At 37.5% G+C, this 19,963-nt stretch carries 16 protein-coding genes and 1 riboswitch; of the genes, 1 reads left to right on the top strand and 15 read right to left on the bottom strand.

The annotated features are described in order from the left end of the window. Positions 1 to 59 precede the first annotated feature (59 nt). The 15 genes from K5Q13_RS05535 to K5Q13_RS05465 form a co-directional block, all read right to left on the bottom strand. Complete coding sequence (locus K5Q13_RS05535) at positions 60 to 1,697, bottom strand: peptide ABC transporter substrate-binding protein (RefSeq protein ID WP_220740720.1); 1,638 nt, start codon at positions 1,695 to 1,697, stop codon at positions 60 to 62. Between the two features lie 160 nt (positions 1,698 to 1,857). After that, the gene (locus tag K5Q13_RS05530; RefSeq protein ID WP_220740719.1) at positions 1,858 to 2,517 is read right to left on the bottom strand and encodes an amino acid ABC transporter permease; all 660 of its coding nucleotides are present in this window, start codon (positions 2,515 to 2,517) and stop codon (positions 1,858 to 1,860) included. 9 nt (positions 2,518 to 2,526) lie between these two features. Beyond that, positions 2,527 to 3,168 (bottom strand): amino acid ABC transporter permease, encoded by a 642-nt coding sequence (locus tag K5Q13_RS05525; protein ID WP_220740718.1) that lies wholly within the window; start codon positions 3,166 to 3,168, stop codon positions 2,527 to 2,529. Further along, positions 3,168 to 4,034, bottom strand: coding sequence for a substrate-binding periplasmic protein (locus tag K5Q13_RS05520; RefSeq protein ID WP_220740717.1), 867 nt, complete (start codon positions 4,032 to 4,034; stop codon positions 3,168 to 3,170). Before K5Q13_RS05520 ends, K5Q13_RS05525 begins: the two co-directional genes overlap by 1 nt. A gap of 84 nt (positions 4,035 to 4,118) precedes the next feature. Further along, positions 4,119 to 4,856 (bottom strand): amino acid ABC transporter ATP-binding protein, encoded by a 738-nt coding sequence (locus tag K5Q13_RS05515; RefSeq protein ID WP_281420517.1) that lies wholly within the window; start codon positions 4,854 to 4,856, stop codon positions 4,119 to 4,121. A gap of 207 nt (positions 4,857 to 5,063) precedes the next feature. Beyond that, positions 5,064 to 6,866 (bottom strand): ABC transporter ATP-binding protein, encoded by a 1,803-nt coding sequence (locus K5Q13_RS05510; RefSeq protein ID WP_220740716.1) that lies wholly within the window; start codon positions 6,864 to 6,866, stop codon positions 5,064 to 5,066. After that, on the bottom strand, positions 6,859 to 8,637 hold the full coding sequence (locus tag K5Q13_RS05505; protein WP_220740715.1) for an ABC transporter ATP-binding protein: 1,779 nt from the start codon (positions 8,635 to 8,637) through the stop codon (positions 6,859 to 6,861). Before K5Q13_RS05505 ends, K5Q13_RS05510 begins: the two co-directional genes overlap by 8 nt. Positions 8,638 to 8,730: 93 nt before the next feature. Continuing rightward, positions 8,731 to 9,576, bottom strand: a complete 846-nt coding sequence (locus K5Q13_RS05500) for a YdcF family protein (RefSeq protein WP_246574199.1) — start codon at positions 9,574 to 9,576, stop codon at positions 8,731 to 8,733. Positions 9,577 to 9,704: 128 nt separating this feature from the next. After that, positions 9,705 to 10,796, bottom strand: a complete 1,092-nt coding sequence (locus K5Q13_RS05495; protein ID WP_220740713.1) for an aspartate-semialdehyde dehydrogenase — start codon at positions 10,794 to 10,796, stop codon at positions 9,705 to 9,707. Positions 10,797 to 10,846: 50 nt separating this feature from the next. Further along, positions 10,847 to 11,959, bottom strand: a complete 1,113-nt coding sequence (gene alr, locus K5Q13_RS05490; RefSeq protein WP_220740712.1) for an alanine racemase — start codon at positions 11,957 to 11,959, stop codon at positions 10,847 to 10,849. A 78-nt stretch (positions 11,960 to 12,037) separates the two neighbouring features. Beyond that, a riboswitch (Lysine riboswitch) is annotated at positions 12,038 to 12,207 on the bottom strand. A 125-nt stretch (positions 12,208 to 12,332) separates the two neighbouring features. Next, positions 12,333 to 13,496 (bottom strand): thiolase family protein, encoded by a 1,164-nt coding sequence (locus K5Q13_RS05485; RefSeq protein ID WP_220740711.1) that lies wholly within the window; start codon positions 13,494 to 13,496, stop codon positions 12,333 to 12,335. After that, positions 13,493 to 14,782, bottom strand: a complete 1,290-nt coding sequence (locus K5Q13_RS05480; RefSeq protein WP_220740710.1) for an AMP-binding protein — start codon at positions 14,780 to 14,782, stop codon at positions 13,493 to 13,495. The genes K5Q13_RS05485 and K5Q13_RS05480 overlap by 4 nt, the downstream gene beginning before the upstream one ends. Before the next feature lie 61 nt (positions 14,783 to 14,843). Next, a complete protein-coding gene (locus K5Q13_RS05475) occupies positions 14,844 to 15,824 on the bottom strand; it encodes a biotin--[acetyl-CoA-carboxylase] ligase (RefSeq protein WP_220740709.1) in 981 nt (326 codons plus the stop codon). A 119-nt stretch (positions 15,825 to 15,943) separates the two neighbouring features. Continuing rightward, a complete protein-coding gene (locus K5Q13_RS05470) occupies positions 15,944 to 17,500 on the bottom strand; it encodes an ABC-F family ATP-binding cassette domain-containing protein (RefSeq protein ID WP_220740708.1) in 1,557 nt (518 codons plus the stop codon). A gap of 20 nt (positions 17,501 to 17,520) precedes the next feature. Continuing rightward, the gene (locus K5Q13_RS05465) at positions 17,521 to 18,474 is read right to left on the bottom strand and encodes an Rgg/GadR/MutR family transcriptional regulator (RefSeq protein WP_220740707.1); all 954 of its coding nucleotides are present in this window, start codon (positions 18,472 to 18,474) and stop codon (positions 17,521 to 17,523) included. A 122-nt stretch (positions 18,475 to 18,596) separates the two neighbouring features. Here K5Q13_RS05465 and K5Q13_RS05460 point away from each other — a divergent pair, with 122 nt between their 5' ends. Beyond that, on the top strand, positions 18,597 to 19,862 hold the full coding sequence (locus K5Q13_RS05460) for an MFS transporter (protein WP_220740706.1): 1,266 nt from the start codon (positions 18,597 to 18,599) through the stop codon (positions 19,860 to 19,862). Positions 19,863 to 19,963 lie beyond the last annotated feature (101 nt).

Genomic DNA, 19,963 nt, shown 5'->3' with positions numbered 1-19,963 from the left:
GAATTAACTAAAGTCAATTCTTATTTTGCATTTCTAATGTAATTAGTTATTAACAACGCTTACTTTCTTACAGCTGACTTCCAGTCATACTGTACACCAGTTGTATTCACAATAATACCTGTAACATCTGGATTTTGAAGAGAGTATCCTGAACGGAAGTACAATGGATTAATATTATTGTCCTTCAACAAAGCTGCTTCAGCTGCCTTATAGTCAGTATCACGTGCTGAATCTTTTAGCGCATCAGTAGTTTCAGCCTTGTTAACGGCTGCAGTATATGCGGCATTTTTAAATTGCCCATTATTATAAGATGCACCATCTTTAAACAAATCATAGAATGTTGATCCTTCTGGGTAATCACCACCCCAAAGTGATACAACAATATCAAAGTTTTGTGTCTGTGAATCTTTCAATCTTTGTTGGAATGGTACAAGCTTTTGGTTGACCTTCAAACCAGGCAACGTCTTTTCCCAAGAACCTTGTAAGTAATCTACAGTAGTCTTTCCGGCTGGTGAATCAGCATCTGATGTAATTGTCACTGTTGCTTGTGTTTCGCCAAGTTCTTTCAAACCTTCTTGGAAGGCTTTCTTAGCGGCGGCTGCATCAAACTTATAGCCAGGAGCCACATACTTAGCTAGATCTTCATCAGAAGAAGTCTTAGCCAAACCTTCTGGTGCCAAACCTGTTGCAGGTGTTGATATACCTGCTGTAACTTGTTGTGTTAATTCTTTACGATTAGTTGCTAGATTCAAAGCTTCACGAATCTTAGCATTTGCTAAGAACTTGTTTTTCCCTGTCTGATTATACTCAATATATGCTGTGGTTGCTTCCGGTGCCTTGACAACATCTTTATTGTTCTTATTGGCATTGTATAACTCCGGTGTGTTAGCAATTGATACACGATCAATTTTACCTTGCTTGTAGAGTTGCACAGCTGTATCTGGCTTTTGAACAATTTGAATGTCAATTTGCTTTGTCTTGACATTCTTAGCATCCCAGTAGTTATCATTTTTTACTAATTTAAACTTGTTATTTGTACCACTCCAGCCTTCAACCTTATATGGTCCTGAGTAAAGTGCTGTAGCGGCAGTTGTTGCATACTTTTTGCCTTCCTTCTCAACGTAACTTTCCTTCTGTGGCATAAAGTTACCAAAAGTTAGCAAGTATTCAAACTGTGGCATTGGGCGCTCTAATTCAAAAGTAATTGTGTTTCCTTTTGAAGTCACGCCAAGTGTATCAACATTTGCTTTTCCCGCAGCAATCTTATCGGCATTTTTCACACCCGAAGCAAGATAAGCATATTGTGAAGCAGTTTTTGGATTGACAATACGTTGCCATGAATAAACGAAATCCTTAGCTGTTAAGCTTGAACCGTCCGAGTATTTAAGACCACTTTTCAAAACAACAGTGTATGTCAAACCGTCATCTGATACTTTAACAGATTTAGCCAACTCTAATTTTGGCTTACCTTTGGCATCGACACGCATTAGGTTAGAACCAGAGTTACCAATAATTGTTCCAGAATAGGTATCCGTATTCTTAGAAATATCCAATGTTTGGATTGGTGTTGGTAATTGAAATGATAACGTATCGCTATTTGCGGACTTTGCGCCCCACAAACCTGCTGCTCGAGTACCACCGACGACAACGACTGCGGCTGCTACTGCGCCAATGGTCACTTTTTGCCATTTTTCCATGCTTAATATCCTCCCGAGATATCTTGATAAATTTAAAATATTACACTGATAGACAATATTATATCACGATATTTTCTCATATACAACTAATTTTATATCGTTATATTCAAACAATATGCTTTTATAATTGTTTGAAAAATAAGAAAAACATTTACTAATTTTAAGCTAATTTGTGATCAGCCCATCTAGCAATTAACGACAAACCATAGTTCAATAAGAAGTAAACAAGTGTTATTGCTATCAGTACGGGAATAATGTACGTCGAGTTTTGTGCATAGACTATTTGTCCACGATAGGTCATCTCAGACAACACAATACCCATAGCTAAACTTGTATCTTTCACTAATGAAATTAATTGCGAAATAATTGGTGGAATCATCTTTTTATATGCTTGTGGCAAAATGATATAAATCATTGTTTGCATGTTGCTCAAACCGTTGGCACGTGCACCTTCAAACTGACCGATATCAACTGATTCCAACCCACCTCGAACAATTTCCGCCAACATGGCTGATTCGAATGTACTCATCGCAATCACTGTTGCCCAGAAAATTGGTAAGTGAATGCCAATTTTTGGTAAAGCAAAGTAGACAAAGAAGATAATTAGCAACAAAGGTAAATTACGAATGACATTATTAATTGTTCCGACAAATTTAGAAAAATAAGGCAAACGTTCAAATTGAATAATACCAACAATTGAACCAAAAATCAGACTCAAAATAACCGATATGATTGATACACCTACTGTAATACCCAAGCCGCCTAAGAGATAAAGGACGTTTTGTGGTGTAAAGGCGCTAAATATTCCTAATGTAACCATAATTCCTCCTTAGGCTGCACGCTTAAGCTTGCGCTCAAGATGTTGTATATAGTAGCTCAATGGTAATGTCAGTATCAAATAAAAGATAGCAACAATAATATAAGTACTAAATGTATCAAATGTATTTGCTGCAATCATATTACCTTGATACATCAAATCCAAACCACCAACAAAGGCTAGAATAGATGAATTTTTCACCAAGTTGATAAATTGATTACCAAGTGATGGTAGTGAGATACGAAACGCTTGAGGTAATACGATGTATCTCATTGCTTGTGCAAAGGACAAGCCATTCGCACGTGCGCCTTCCATTTGGCCAGTATTAACAGCTAAAATTCCAGCACGTACTGTTTCTGCAATAAACGCTGATGTATACAGCATCAATGCGACTGTTCCTGATGTAAAACCACTCATTTTAATATACTTAGATACAACTAGGAAGAAGAAGAAAGTGATAATTAACAATGGAATATTTCGGAAAACTTGGACATAGATATTCCCAATTTTCTGAATCCACTTTTGCGGTACTATCTGCATGATAGCAAATCCAGTACCAAGAATCATCGATCCAATTAAGGCGATAATACTAGAAAGTAATGTATAACCAAATCCTTGCAAGAATGTTGGGAAATTATTTTGTAATAATGCCATTATTTCACCTCCAAACTATGCCAATCAAGGCCTGGAACATCACTAAACCACTTTTTGATTAATTGGTTATAAATACCGTTTTCTTTAATCGTCTTTAACGCACGGTTTGTTTGTTTAATCATTGGCCCTTGGTTATTGTCAAAGGCAATACCATATGGTCCATGTGTAAAAGCGTTTCCAGCAATATGATATTCTGGATTTTCTGTTGCAAAACCATATAGAATGGCGTTATCAGTTGACATCGCCTGTCCCTGACCACTCTTTAGCGCCTGCATACCTGTTGCATAATCTTGAACCGCTAACATTTTTGCTTTAGGCGCAAACTTAGCCAACTCTGTGGCAGCTGTTGTCCCCACTACTACAATAATCGTGTATTTAGAGCTATTCATATCTCGAATATTTTTGATACCAGAGTTTTTACGTACTAATATAGACTGCCCTGCATCAAAATATTGATCTGTAAAATCAATAATTTTTTCACGTTCTGGCGTAATCGTCATTGTTGATACTGAACCATCAATATTTGTATTTTTTAATAGTTGCATCTTTGATGATGACGAAACAGGTACGAATTCAGCAGACATAGGCACGCCAGTTTGCTTTGAAATTTGAACAGTTAAGGCACGTGCGATATCAATATCAAATCCTTGAGAAATACCTGTCTTAGTGTCCATTAACCCGAATAAACGTGTATCTGCTTTGACACCCCAAACAATTCGACCGAGTCGTTCAACACGTTCCAAAGTATCTTTGTGCTCTTCATTTTTAGTAGCTGTTGCTGTTGCCCACATTAAACCGAGGACAATAACGGCAGCTAGAACAATTGTGGCAATAATACCAAATTGTCGTTTTTTAGCTTTTTCCATAATATTTATGCGCTAGTCATTTGGCATCCTATTAACTTTTTAATCAAAGTAATGAATGCCAACAAACGCAACTCCTCCATAATCTTAATGATGTTCAACTTGACTCAAAAATTGTTGTGCGCGCGCTTCTTTTGGACTATCAAAGAATTCTTGTGTTGTACTGTCTTCCAAAACTTGACCGTCAGCCATAAAAATAACACGATCGGCAACTGCCTTAGCAAAACTCATTTCATGTGTCACAACCAACATTGTCATAGAAGAATCTTTGGCAATATCACGCATGACATCCAAAACATCCCCAACCATTTCGGGATCTAAAGCTGATGTCGGTTCATCAAACAATAAGGCTTTTGGACGCATAGCTAACGAACGTGCAATTGCTGCACGTTGTTTTTGTCCACCAGATAATTCTGATGGCATATTAGCTGCTTTGTCAGCCAATCCCACTTTTTCTAGCAATTCCATGGCGATTTTTTTATTTTCCGCTTCATCACGCTTTAGAACTAAGCGTGGTGCTAACATGATGTTTTCAAGCGTTGTTTTATTATCATAAAGATTAAAATGCTGAAACACCATTCCCACATTTTTACGAATGCGATTCATATCTGTTTTTGGATCATGCAAATCAAATCCGTTAACTAATAGCTGTCCTTCTTGAATTTCTTCAAGACCGTTAACTGTACGAATTAACGTTGATTTTCCTGAACCAGACGGACCAATCAAAACAACCGTTTCTCCTTCGTCAATCTTTAAATTAACGTTTTTTAGTGCATGGAAGTCACCATAGTACTTCTCGACATTTTTGAATTCAATCATTGACATGCGTAAATCTCTCCTTATTTATGTGTGTTTACATGATGCACACACATTGATACTTTAAAAAAGATTGCGACTATAATACTAAATTTTTAATTTACAGTCTGCTGACCTAATTTTGTTCTATTTCCATTGTACCTGTTATCTATCAATTTCGTCAAAGTCATGGCAGAAAACATAACATAAGAATGTGAATATTTTAACATTTAATACTCAAATTGTTAGGTTCGTTTCATTGATTCCTTGCAAACGATATAAGTCATAATAGCGACCACCTTGTTTGAGTAGTTCATCATGCGTGCCGCGCTCAACAACCTCACCACTATCAAGGACTAAAATCAAATCAGCATCTTTAATAGTTGACAGTCGATGTGCTATTGCGATGGTTGTTCGATTTTGACGCATCTTTAATAATGACTTTTGAATCAATGCTTCAGTTTCTGTGTCAACATTCGCAGTTGCTTCATCAAGTATCAAAATTTTGGGGTCTCTAACAATCGTTCTGGCAAAACTAATTAACTGTTTTTCACCGGCAGAAAAGCCAGATCCACCTTCTTGGACTTTGGCATGATACTGACCTGGTAGTGTAGATATAAATTTATCCGCACCAACAAAAATGGCTGCATCTTTAATTTGTTTATCTGTAATGGTGTCATCATACATACGGATATTTGATGAGATGTCACCGTAAAACATAAACGGGTCTTGCAATACTAAGCCCATCTTTTGTCTAATGCTTTTTAAATATATATCACGAATGTCGTGACCATCAATTAATATTTCACCTTTTTGAAAATCATAGAAACGCATAAGCGTGTTTATAGTTGATGACTTACCAGATCCTGTATGTCCAACCAACGCCACTGTATCACCTGGTTTTGCAGAAAATGTTAAATTTTTCAATATTTGGTGTTTACCATCATAACTAAAATCAACCTGTTTAAATTCTATTTCACCCGCCGTGATACTTTCACTCGCGTTTATGTTTTGTGCGGGTGCATATGTTTCATCAGACAAGATACCTAAAATGCGATAGCCAGAAACTAATCCTTCTTGAAATGGACTAAATAGATTCATGACACTTTCCAAGGGACTAAATATATTATTCAAATAGGTGGTAAAAGCATAAATAACACCCGCCGTAACCACTGTGGACATCGACAAAACACCGAAATACCAAAGAACCAAGAACATTGCAGCCCCTAACAGTAAATCAATCATTGGTTCTAATAAGAGGGCATCTGCTTTTACCATTTTAAAACGCGCATTGAAATAGTCATTATTCACCTTAGCAAATGTCTTCTTAAACCGATCCTCTTGGTGGAATTCCTGAATAACGTCAATACCAGTAATACTTTCAGCGATTTGAGCATTAAGATGTGATAATCGTTGACGCATATGACGGAATAAACTCGAAGAAAAGCGCTGATATAAAAAGACTGATCCAATAACAAATGGCACAATAATTAACATCAGCAACGTTGCTTTAACACTCACCGTCAGCATGCCAATATACGCACCAATTATACTCATAATGACAAATGTCAACTGCATAAAAAAACGCCAAAAGTCTGCCAACGCAGCAGTGTCATTGTTCACACGTGTCACCAACGAACCCGCAGGTACTTGGTCAAAAAAATGCATACCTAGCGCATGCAATTTACTAAACACTTGCACTCTAATATCTTCTAATGCGTATTCTGCTGCTACTGTAAAATAATAAGCATTTAATACATCTGCTACTGCTTGGCTGACACGTATTATCGCTACCAAAATAGCAAAACTAATCATGATTTGTAAACTGACATTATCGCTCTGTTGCAAATAATCTGTTAAGTAGTAGGCAATCACACGTGGGGCCGCTGCTTGAAGTAAGGCAAACACACCACCAAAAGCCAATGCGCCAAAGAACATCTTCCGAAATGGCTTAGCTAGCTTGATTAACGTTACAATAACATGAAGTTGCTCCTTAATCGGCAGGCTTTTTGCCCAAACCGACTTATTTTTTTCAGACATCACCGACCGCCTCGCCATTTAATTTATCTTCAATTTTTGTTACTAATTGCTGCTGTTGATACATCTCTGCATACCAACCATTTAATGCCACCAAATCAGCGTGGCTGCCACGTTCTGTTATTTTTCCATGTTCCAACACGATAATCTCATCTGCATTCATAACTGAACTAATACGATGTGCAGCAATAATTGTTGTTTTTTCTTGACGTTCTGACCTTAACGTATTCAAAATTTGTTTTTCTGTTAGTGCATCAACAGCTGATAATGCATCATCTAAAATCAAAATTTCCGGATTAGTAATCAACGCACGGGCAATAGCTAACCGTTGTTTTTGTCCACCAGATAAACTAACACCATGTTCGCCAACTTCTGTATCATAACCTTCTGGCAAAGATAAAATATCTTCGTGAAAAGATGCTTTTCGAGCAGCTTCTTCAACATTTTCCTGACTTTTATCAACGTCAGAAAAACGAATATTATCTCGCACTGTTGTCGAAAACAAAAAATTTTCTTGTGCAACATAACCAATTGATTTCAAATATGCATTTAAAGTGTAATTCTTGATATTAACGGATCCAACTCGAATAGCACCCTCATAGCCATCAAACTGGCGCAGCAACAATTTAAGAAGCGTCGTCTTACCCGCACCAACACGACCAACAATTCCCAGAGTTTTTCCTGCTTGAATTGTAATATTGATATCTTTTAAAGCGGGCATTTTGTCCTGATCGTCTGGATATGTAAACTGAACAATTTGCATATCTAAGTCACCTCTAGCTGCTTCTTTCACCCCATTTTCCTCTTCAAAAATGGCTGACTTTTCTGATAAAATTGTTTGTACTCGTGTGTAGGATGCATTCCCACGTTCTAAAACATTAAATAATTGACCTAAACCAAACATTGGCCAAACCAATAATCCTAAATAAGTCGAAAATGATACTAATTGTCCAATCGTTATTTCTTCATTAATAACTAAGGAACCACCGTATATTATCATAACGACATAACTTAGTGTCATGATGATGGTTGCCATTGGTCCAAACAAGGCATCGATAAACGCAACATGTTTATTAATCTGTATTGTATCTTTAACTTGATTTTCAAAATCAGCAATATCTTCTGCTTCTTGCCCTAGCGTCTTGATTGCCTTAACACCAGCAATTGATTCCTGTGATTTATTAGATAAGCGGGAAAATGCTTCCTGTGATGACGTAAACGCATCTCGCATCTTTGGCGACAAATAGCGCACACCTAAAACTAAAAGCGGTAATGGCAACACGCCTACTAATGTCAAACGCCAGCCAACTACCAATACCATTGATATGACAGTAAAAATGATCACAACAACAGAATCAACAAGCATCAAAATACCACCAGATGCAACACGCTGCACCGCTGACAAATCATTCGTTGCGTGAGCCATCAAATCACCTGTTCGATGCCTTTGGTAAAATGTTGTATCCATTTTCATATAATGATCGAATAGCTTTTGACGCAATGTTTTTTCAAGTAAAGCAGAGCCTTGAAAAATATGTGTAATCCAAGCATATCTAAAGATATACATTAAAATAGAAAATAATAAAATACCACCCGTATAGAATGCCAGGTTTTCAATTGTCAATGTTCGTGAGATCACCGTATCTGTGAAAAGACCAATCAAAGCTGGTGATACCATTTGAGAAATTTCAGTTAAAAATAGAAAAGATAATCCTAAAACATATAACCTTTTATTTTCGCGAAAAAACCACATTAGTTTTCCAAAAATATACATACCACTCTCCAATTTTTGTGTTTATAAAAATAACTTTTTATCAAATTCCCACATTTCACACAATCAACTCATAAAAATAATTATACCATACGGTTAAAAAACACTAATAATATTTATCAACATTGCAAACATCAACCAAATCAAACTCCACACCACATGGCGCCGTGTGTTTAGACTCATAACACCAGCAAATTCTCGAAAAAATGCTGGTATACGATAATTAAGTGCTACATAACCACCGCGTCCTTCTGCCTCAATATGTTGCACTTGTGCCAATAACACACCACGAAAAACATGATATTCACTCGTATAAAATGTGAAGGGTTGCTGATTGAGTAGTTGAGAGGTATATTGCAAATTTTGATAAGTATTGCGTGAGTTATCTTCTAATAATGTTTTATTAAAGGGTACGCCATATGTTGACACAGCCCAATCCCGCATTGCCTGTGCTTCACTAATCAGCTGATCATCCCCACGACCTCCAGAAAAAACAATTATTGGATAAACCGGCATTGCTTCTGCATCTTTTACTGCTGCTTTTATACGTTCGTTAACTATATTTCCTACTTTGTACCTATCAACTAAACCACCGCCCAAGACCACTAACGGGCCATGATGAGGTGCTTTTATGCGATAACCATATATTAAGCTGCTGATTGCAAAACGCCCAAATTGCCAAACAAAATATATCATTAGCCATGGTGCACTTCGCCACCAAACTGACCATTGCATTAAAAACAATATACTACCAAGATATGCAAAAACTAATAAAGCCAAACCAATATGATAAGACTTTTTCCAACTATGACGGACCATATTGAGCATTAATATCACACCAAAAATAACTGCACTGATGTAGCCTACTTTTATTTCTGCTTTTAAAAACTCATTCGATATTTTCAACAAAAAATGCATTAAAGTAACAACATTAAAAGCCATAAAAATCCCGTACGTACCGATTCTCATCGTCGCGGGATTTCGTTTCACTTGAAAATACAAGGCAGTTGATAATATGATAATGATTAAAAAAATAAATATTTCCATAAATTTATTGTATCATGCAGATACTATTCAAATTTATTGACAGCATCTGCTGGTACATGAACCAAATCTAAACTAGCTAATCTCTCTGCGATTTGCACAGTATTCCACGCAGCACCCTTTAACAAGTTATCAGACACGACCCACATATGAAAAGAATCATCATTCTCTAAGTCTGGACGTACACGACCCACAAACGTTTCACGCTTGCCTTCAGCGTTAATTGGCTGTGGATAGAGTTGTTCTTTTGGATTATCTTCTAAAACTACACCCTCAGCATGACTTAATGCTTCTTGAATGCCAGCAGCTGTTGCCCCAGTATTTGGCTCTGTTTCAAAATAAACAGTTTCACCATGGCCAACGGGAACTGGCACGCGCACAGCTGTTCCTGTCACTTTAACTGACTTAGAGTTCTTATCTCCAAACATAATTTTTTTAGTTTCATGAATCATTTTCCATTCTTCATGCGTGTAGCCATCATCTTCAAAAACATCAATTTGTGGTAACAAATTATAAGCTAGTGGATAATGTTTATCGGCACCTTTTACCGGTAATATGTTAGCTATCATCTTCTCGCCTGCATTATGTGCTTCAGTTTGTGCTACTAATTCTTCCCATGATGATTGTCCAGCACCGGAAGCTGCTTGATAAGTTGACACAATCACACGTGTCAAACCATATGCACGTCGAATGGGTTCAAGGGCTACAACCATTTGAGTCGTTGAACAATTAGGATTAGCAATAATACCATTATGTTCTTTTAGTGCATCTTCATTCACTTCAGGTACAACTAATGGTACATTGTCGTTCATGCGCCAGTAACTTGAGTTATCAACAACCACCGCACCACGCTTAACTGCCTCTGGTGCAAATTGATGTGACACAGCGCCACCACCTGATGCCAGAACAATATCAACACCGTTAAAACTATCTGCTGTTGCCTCTTCAACTGTTAGGTCCTGCCCTTTAAACTGTAATTTTTTACCTGCTGATCGTGCTGAGGCAAGTAACTTTAAATGATTTACTTGAAGCGTTGACTGTTCAAGTTGTTCTATTAGTCGTGTGCCAACTGCACCTGTTGCACCGAGAATAGCAATATTATATGTACGTTCTGTCATGATTATTTTCTCTCCTAGTATTTTAAAATGTAACCCAATTGATAGATATTTTAGTCGACCACAATACGGTGCAATCGACCCTGCATACCAGTCATAATTTCCCATGGGGCTAGTCCTGCATGTTGCGCAACGTCCTCTAATGTATTCTCAAGATCGCCATCTTTTCCAATAAAAGTCACCTTTGTACCATCAGGATATTCACGAGGTAATCTGATCATCAGTTGATCCATTGCGACTTGTCCTACAATTGGTGCGTATTGTCCGTCAACAATCACATTAAAACCGGTCATCTTGCGTAACCAACCGTCACCATACCCAATTGGCACAGTTCCTATCCATTCATTGCCACTCGTTGTGTATTTGTGTGAATAGCTAATGCCTTCTCCGGCCGGCAATTGTTTCACAAAATTCATTTCACTACGTAGTGCCATTACCGGTTCTAAATTTTTACCATCTGCTAACTCGCCTCGAGATGGTTCAACACCGTACAGCACGGTTCCAACACGAATTACTTCATGCGGAACTTCATCGGCGTGATACATTGCCGCGCCCGAGTTTGCTACATGATAAAATTCAGGTTCGGGCAACCCATCTGTAATATCATGCCAACGTTTCAATTGCATATAAAAATAATCTGTCTCAGCTGAATCAGACTCAGCAAAATGTGTTGCTAGGCCGACATAATCAAAAATATCCTTATTGTCTTGCAGATAAGCAATTGCTTCAGCTAATGATTGCCGGTCACGAAAACCTATACGTCCCATACCAGTATCAACACCTAATGAAACATGCAATCGCTGTTCGCCACTCAAATATTGTGCTGCCTCTTTAAGCCACGACAATGAGACGACTGTTGTAATAATATGCTGTACAGCCATTAATTCAGCATATTCAAACGGTGAAATACCAAGAATGAGGATAGGTGCAGTAATACGTTCATGACGCAATGCTAATGCTTCATCAATGATAGCAACGGCCAAGCCATACACACCACCCTCCACAGCTGCCTTGGAAGTAGGGATTAATCCAAGTCCATAGGCATTAGACTTAACTGCCAAAAATATTTTATCTGCACCAGAAACACTTTTAACCACTGACACATTATGCTTCAACGCTTTTTTAGAAATTTCGATTTGCGTTGGACGCGTTATTGCTTCTACCATTATCACACTCTCTTCACATAAAATAAAAATCCGCGACTGCCATATTTGGCAGTCACGGATTGCAATTCAAACAATCGTTTCTGTCATAGCACCCCGCAATTGCGACAGTCTATTAGTTATTAACTAATAGCCCAGCTTGCAGATATGACAGTACCTGTAGGCTTCGGCCATATCCCCTTTAACACGTTTCACAGTACCTATCAATACTCCGCGAGCGACTTATGGCTATGGCAACCTCTATGATTTCTCATTGTTTTTATTTTATTCTAATTTTTATTTTTTGTCAAACTCTTTAGATTACTGATTAACTTAGCTTTATATCGGCAGTTGGCGTAAATTCAGCACCGTACATGTCGTAAAGCACCTATCTCCATTAACATTCCAACTTACTATCACAATGTTTATTAGCAATTAACACACTCATCCCCATACCACCAGCCACACATAGTGTCACAATACCTAATGCTGGTCTGTGTATCCGGTTTAAACTATGCAATAATCGGGCAATCAATATCCCGCCTGTGGCACCATATGGATGTCCGTAAGCTAACGCACCACCTAACGGATTAATTTGCTCATCTCTGAGACCTAAAGCTTCTTGGCATAAAATGCCTTGAACTGCAAAAGCTTCGTTCATTTCAACAACATCAATTTCTGATATTGATAAGCTCTGCTTCTTTAATAATTGGCGTGTCGCAGCTATTGGTCCTAGTAAAAATTCTTCTGGTTTCACACCCACAAGTTCATGTCCCAAATAATACCCTTGTACATCTTCTCCTGCTTCAAAATTTTTTAATAACACTGCTGCTGCACCATCATTAATCGGACAACTATTGCCTGCTGTGACCAAACCACCTGCTTTAAACGCAGGCTTTATTTGTCCTAATTTTTCAAGTGTCGTATCTTTTCTGATGCACTGATCTTGTTCATAAATTGTCCCATTTTTGATGTAAGGATATATCTCGCTCGTTTCCAAATGCTGTCCACTTGCCTTAATGGCTTTTAACTGACTATGATAAGCATAAAGATCTTGTTGCTTTCTAGAAATATGATATTTTTGACTCATATTTTCAGCTACAATACCCATATCTAAATCCAATTGGTTGTTTGGTACCATTGGAAAACGAGACATCACATTTTTTGTTTGGCGGTCAATCACTTGATTAGCCAAAGAAGTACTTTCAACACCACCGGCTAACACCATCGTTGCTTGTCCACTCATAATTGCTTGCACACCCGATGCAATTGCTACTAACCCCGATGCACATTGGCTATCAATCGTATAAGCCGGTTTTTCTACGCCAAATCCGGCTGTCAATGCACATCTTCTGGCCAAATTACCACCTTGATTTGTCACATTTCCTAAAACAATTTGGTCAACTTGTTTATTGTCATACGCTGTTAAATCAGCCAATTGCCGTCTGACCAAACTCGCAAATAGTTCTTCTGGACTTTCTTCTGAATACATCCCATGAATTTTACCAATAGGTAGTCTTTTAGCACTGACAATACTTACTTTTGGTGTGATTGCAATCATGTCCATTTCCCTTTAATAAAATAATCTGCCAGTAATATTCTCGAAATTTTTTGTTGCTTTGTCCGAGGAATCTCATTAACAAAAATGTACCTTATCGGCCACTTATATTTGGGTAGACAAGAGGCCACATGTTTTTTTAGCATGCCTTGCGTGTGTTTTGTCACCACTATAGCTATTATATTTTCTCCATAGACTGCATCAGGTACGCCAAACACAATGACTTCATTTACGACGGAACGTAAAACAGCTTCAATTTCACTCGGGTAAATTTTATTACCACCATGATTGATAATATCGCTTTTTCTAGCTAATAGGTATAAATGTTCATCTTGAAAATAACCGACATCATCCATCACGACGAATAAGATAAAATGCTGCTGACCGAGATAACCACGAAATAAATAAGGACTACGTACCGTAATGCGTTGTTGTGCTGTCAGACTAATTTGTACCTCTGGAAATAAGTGACCTACATCATTTTGTTTTTTGACGTCATCTATCTTTTGCCATGATACTAAGCTGGTTTCTGCAGAACCATAGAGTTCATATAATGTTTGATGATGGTGCGTTAGCCAGTTTTGTACCAACTCATTATTCAGTTCTCCACCACAAGATACAACTCCTTTTATCGCAATATTATTTGCCCAATGATTATAGCCATGGACTAAATATGTTGGGACAGTAAATACTAGCGTCGGCTTTAAAGGTTTTGGTTGATCATGGTGATCAAAACAATAAAATGTTTTCCCCGAATAAAGGCTCAGCATTAAGGTGTGCATCCCCAATGATGTTTCTATTGGGCTAGTTGTCATAATCGCTTCATAATTGTGCATGTCGAATATGTCGATGCATTGATCAAAGCCTTTTTTCCAAGACAACCAATCACGCTGATACAATTTGGCAGTACCTGTCGTTCCTGATGTCTGACCCAAAAAAAGCAGGGTATTTAACTGTTGCTGCTGAACTTTCACCTCCTGCAATGGTTCAGCAAGCCATTGCCATTGGCCTTGAATTGACTGTAACTGCTCAGCGAGTTGGTAATTGTTGTCATCTGTCACAACAATTGGTATACGCTGCATTAGATGAACTGCTAAAAATTCACAAATAAAATCAATATTAGGCCGTGCAATCAAAACAATATAATCCTTGACGATAGTATTGGTCATGCATACTGTTTTCGCTTTCATATACAGTTCTTGATAATTATATGTTTTCTCGTCACTGATCACAGCGGGCTGTTGTTTAAATTTAGCTACTAATCTTTTAAAATCAAATACTTCTGACATATTATCACTATTTTTCTGAGAGTTGGTCCGTTGTAAGCATGTATTAATAATTAACCAATGATTAACCACGGTAAATCGTTTCTGGTAGATTAACTTTCAATACTTCGCCTGAATCAATTGTTATCACGTCATCTCCAGTATCAATAATCAAATATCCTTGATTATTGATAGACTTAGCTGTGCCTGTTACCAAATTCCTACCGTATTTCACCGTAACAATTTGATCTAAAACGATATTATGCATACGATAAGCTTCTAAGAAATCACCCGCATTGTACGTTTGATACAACGCAACAAATTCATCTTTTATCGCTGCAACAATCGTATTACGTGACACTGTCAACTTATCAACCATACCACCAACCTTGTTTTCAAGTGATGCATCTAAATTTTTAGGTCGTAATAAGTTAAGACCAATGCCCACAACAATTGCTGATACACCTTGACTTTCAAAGTCCATCACACCTTCTGTTAAAATACCGCCAACTTTAAACGATTGAAATATCAAATCATTGACCCATTTAAATTCTAGGTCTATACCAAGCGTCTTTTTAATCGCGCGCGCGACTGCAACAGCCGTCCCTGTAGTCAACAAGCCTGGGACAACTTTTGTTCCAACCTCTAACGGTAACGCAAATGAAATGTATAAACCAGTCTCTGCAGGCGATACAAACTGACGCCCTAATCGACCACGACCAGCTGTTTGATGATTTGCAACAATCATCGTCGGCTCTAAAATATCGCCATTTGTTAATGCTTCTTTTGCATAAGTATTGGTTGAATCCAGTGTATCAAATAAACGTATTGGCCAGTCACTTTTGGTCAGCTGATTAATCATCGGGACACTTAAAACCTGACCACTTTGGTAACGATAGCCCACGTGACGTTGGCTCGTAATGTTATGTCCTTGCTCTATTAACTTTTTAATCACTTTCCAAACAGCAGCACGACTAACGTCTAAAGCCTTGGCCAATGTTTCTCCACTGACATACTCTCCTTCGTGTTCGGCAAAAAATTGTAATATACGTTCATCTGTTTTCATCATTTTTCCTAACAAAAATTTTACGCTATGTTGTAATAGTAAACTTATTTATCATTATGGTTTACTATCGTTTAATTGTCAACCCAATAAAAAAACACCTTTCAGTGTTTTCATAAAAACTATTCTGATTCTTTTTTAAATGATAATGCAGCCACGTTAAGTTCACGATCACCAAGTCCCTTAGTGAAGCTCACTTCGTGGGAAACAATAATCACGTTTCCTGGAAATTTATCAATAGCGGCACGCAAGGCATTTTTAGTTCCTTCGTCCAAATGATTTGTTGGTTCATCTAGGATCAAGAAATTACTTGGTTTCATTTCCATAATCGCTAGCTTGACCTTCGTTTGTTCACCACCAGAAAGTTGTTGTAATGGTTTTTGGGCGTTTTCGGCATTAATACCAGCAGCAGCTAAGCGTGTACGCAAAGCCTTTGGTTCTAATGTTGGAAAACGATCTTGCATTTCTTGCAGCGGTGTCTTGCTATCATTATCCCATTCCAAATCCTGATCGAAATAATTCACAATTGCCGATGGTGAAAATTCAGCAGCACCGTGAAGTGCAGGAATCACACCTAGAATCGACTTAATCAAAGTTGATTTTCCAGCGCCGTTAAATCCTTTAAAAACTAACTTTTGCCCGGTTGTAATGGAAAAGGTTACGGGTTCCAAAACTGGCGTGACGTACCCAACAGATAACTCATTAACCGACAAAGCATTTGCTGATTGTGAGTTTACATAAGGAAAGTTAAACTTTGCTTGTAATGCTTCTGACGGTGGATCAACCTTGTCCATACGTGCCAACATCTTTTCACGCGATTTCGCCTGTTTAGAAGTTGATGCTCGCGCTTTGTTTTTAGCAATGAATTTCTGTGCTTTTTCGATTTCGCCTTGTTGTTTTTCATACTGACGTAATTGTTGTTCTGCACGTTCATCTTTTTGACGCATTGCTTTTTTGAACGAACCACGGAATTTCGTAATTTTACCAAAAGAGACATCGATAATGGCATTTGTTACTTTATCCAAAAAGTCAAAATCATGGGAAATAATCATTGCTGAGCCTTCATAACTCTGTAAAAAATCTTCTAACCACTCAATATGAGCCACATCTAAATAGTTTGTTGGTTCATCTAAAATGATGACGTCATCATTTTCAAGCAATAGTTTAGCCAAAATGACTTTGGCACGTTGACCACCTGACATCTGCTCTAATGCACGATCCCGACCAATTGCTTCCAAACCAAGTCCCGAAATGACGCGTTCGATTTTTGTATCAACATCGTAAAAACCTGCCGCATCAAGCTCTTCTTGCATTCGACCTGCACGTTCCAACAATTTGTCATTCATTGATGCCGCATATTCGTTATAAAGGTCGGTAATACGATCCTGCTTATCATATAAATCTTGATATGCAGTATGCAAAAAGGCGACCAAATCCATGCCATCTGGGATCTCTGCATATTGATCCAAATAACCGATTTTGAGGCCTTTTTGCCACTCGATTTTACCAGATAAGGGTAATTCTTGACCTGTAACGATTTTGATAAGTGTTGACTTACCCGCACCGTTTTGTCCAACAATCCCCATATGTTCGCCTTGTTGTAGCTCGAACTCTGCGTCTTCGTATAAAGTTTTCTCTGCGTAGGCCATTGATAGGCCGCTTACTTCTAATAATGCCATAAATATAAGTTTACCATACTTTAAATCAACAATGAGTACATATGTGGTATTTCGTTAGTTTTTCCTGTAATAATTGCTTGTTGCGTACGCTCTGCTATATTTTTAAGATCAGCTGCATTATCCAATAATCCAACTAATTCATAAATTTCAACTACGGACATCACCGCTTTAATCCCATTAGAAGTATCTCCGCTCATGATTTTTAATAAACCTTTTCCTGCACGTAGACGAATACGTTCACTAGTCAAATCAATTAGTGATTCATTCATACTGCTTAATATTTTTTCTTCCTGTAACAGCATTTCAGTTGCACCATTTAAATCAATATACAATAACCCATTAAAAGCAGTATAAATAATATCCAGTAATCGTTTCTTTTCCGTACGTAATTGCGAATAAAGACCAGCCTTTTGAGTCGCTAACCGGCCTAAAACAAGTAAATCATCTGGACCCATGCCAATATAAAATAACATAAATAGGTCTAACTCCATACGTCCCCATGTCTCAGTTGCTTTTAAAAAATTAACTGCAGGTTTGACATGCTTTTGTACCTGATCAGATTGATATAACTCGTCAAAATCATTCTTATGATCGAACCCAGCCTTCACCATTAGACCAAACTCACGCATAAAACGCGCATTGATACCACCTCGACCATGTCTTAAATCAAAAGTTGATTGACTTATCACTTTTTCAAGATGCTGAATTTCCTTAGCTTTACCAGTCTGTGTGCCAATATTTTGTAGCGTAGTATAAATATAATTATTATTCGTTTCACCACCGAGAAATAGAAATTCATCATGACTAACACCCATGTCCGCTAATAATTTATCTAAGCGATCAGCCGACATACGTGTTTGTCCTTTTTCAAATTTACCAATTAAGGAACGTGAAATATTAACCTGTTCTAAATCTACAATTTTTAATCCCTTGTCTTCGCGTAACCGCTTAAACGTTGCACCATAATCTATCATTGTAACCTCATTACGAAAAATATATGCTAACTGGCAGTAAAAAGAGAGTATATTCTCTTTTTGTTATTTCAATAATTTTACCGTGTATGCTTAATTTATTCAAATCAAAGGAGTCACCCTATATGCATGTTGCTAAAACAAATATTGCGTTTCGTATCATGATTATTTCACAATTCATTAATAACATTGGCAGTAGTTTTTTTAATATTGTTTTTCTTGTTTACGCTGCCAGTTTACCAAATAAGACACTGGCCGTAACCTTAGTTGCATTCACAGAAATGTTGCCTGCATTATTATCTGTCATCGCTGGAAATTTAGCTGATAAAACTAAAAATCATCTTCGTGCATGGACAGTTGCGCGATTGTCACAAGCTAGCGTTTTTTTCATAATTACCATCATTATGATCCTGTTTGCTAACCAATTTATCAGTTTTTTAGTGCTACTTCTACTAGTATTTATCGCTGATGTCATTGGATCATATAGTAACTTACTGATGAAACCAGTGTCGCGTTATATTTTAACTGATAACGATATGCAAGATGCAATGAGCCTAGAACAAGCAATTAGCATTACCGTGAGTTTGATTGGTGGTTTTGCCGGTGTTGCTTTACTCGGATTGTTAAAACAAGATTACGCAGTGTTCAGCTTAATCAATGCCTTGATGTTTATTGCCGCGTGGTTAATTATGTTTCTTAACCATCGCCATTTTAAAGCCGCCGAGCAGCATATAGAAGCCACAACTCACGCTGATATATCAACATCACTGCTTTCGGATTTAAAATCAACTTTTGTGTACGTCTACAAAGATCGTCTTTTTTTCCAAATGTTGTTACTCGCAACTGCTATTAATTTCATTGGTACTTCTTTCAACGGTGTGTTAAACCTAACATTGTTGCGTAACCAAACACTGATCATTGGTAATTTTGGTACCACGGTCGCCATGTTTGGCGCCGTTAGTTCTGTTGGATTATTACTTGGATCCTTGATTACCAATGATTTTTTGAAAAACATCACTACAAAACAACTCGTTGGTTACGCCAGTATCGGTATTGTTCTCATCGCTGCCGTTCCCATATTCTACCCGAACACTATATTATGGCTAGGCATTATTTTCATATTTTCTTATATTGAAGCTAAAATAAACCCGCGTTTCGGTGCAATTTTAATGAAACGCATTGATCGTAAACGTTTAGCCGGTGTATCTGGACTAATCAATACAGGCGCCATGTCTACAACCCCTATCGGACAATCTCTTTTTCTTGGTGCTGCTAATTTTTATTCACCAAACATCGCCTGGTTACTCATGAGCTTATTTGCTATACTTATTGGCGTCTACACCGTTATGACGTACAAACAAGACATTGAAGCAGTTGACAAAACAGGATAATCATAGGCATTTTGACACCTTTTGGTATCTATTGTCTTCCATAGTATTGTTAGCTACTTGTTAAGTTAATTAAATATTTTAATGTGGCACGGTTTATAGGT

The sequence above is a fragment of the Leuconostoc miyukkimchii genome (assembly GCF_019656055.1).
Taxonomy (GTDB): Bacteria; Bacillota; Bacilli; order Lactobacillales; family Lactobacillaceae; genus Leuconostoc; species Leuconostoc miyukkimchii.
This window is presented reverse-complemented; position numbering and strand designations above follow the sequence as displayed.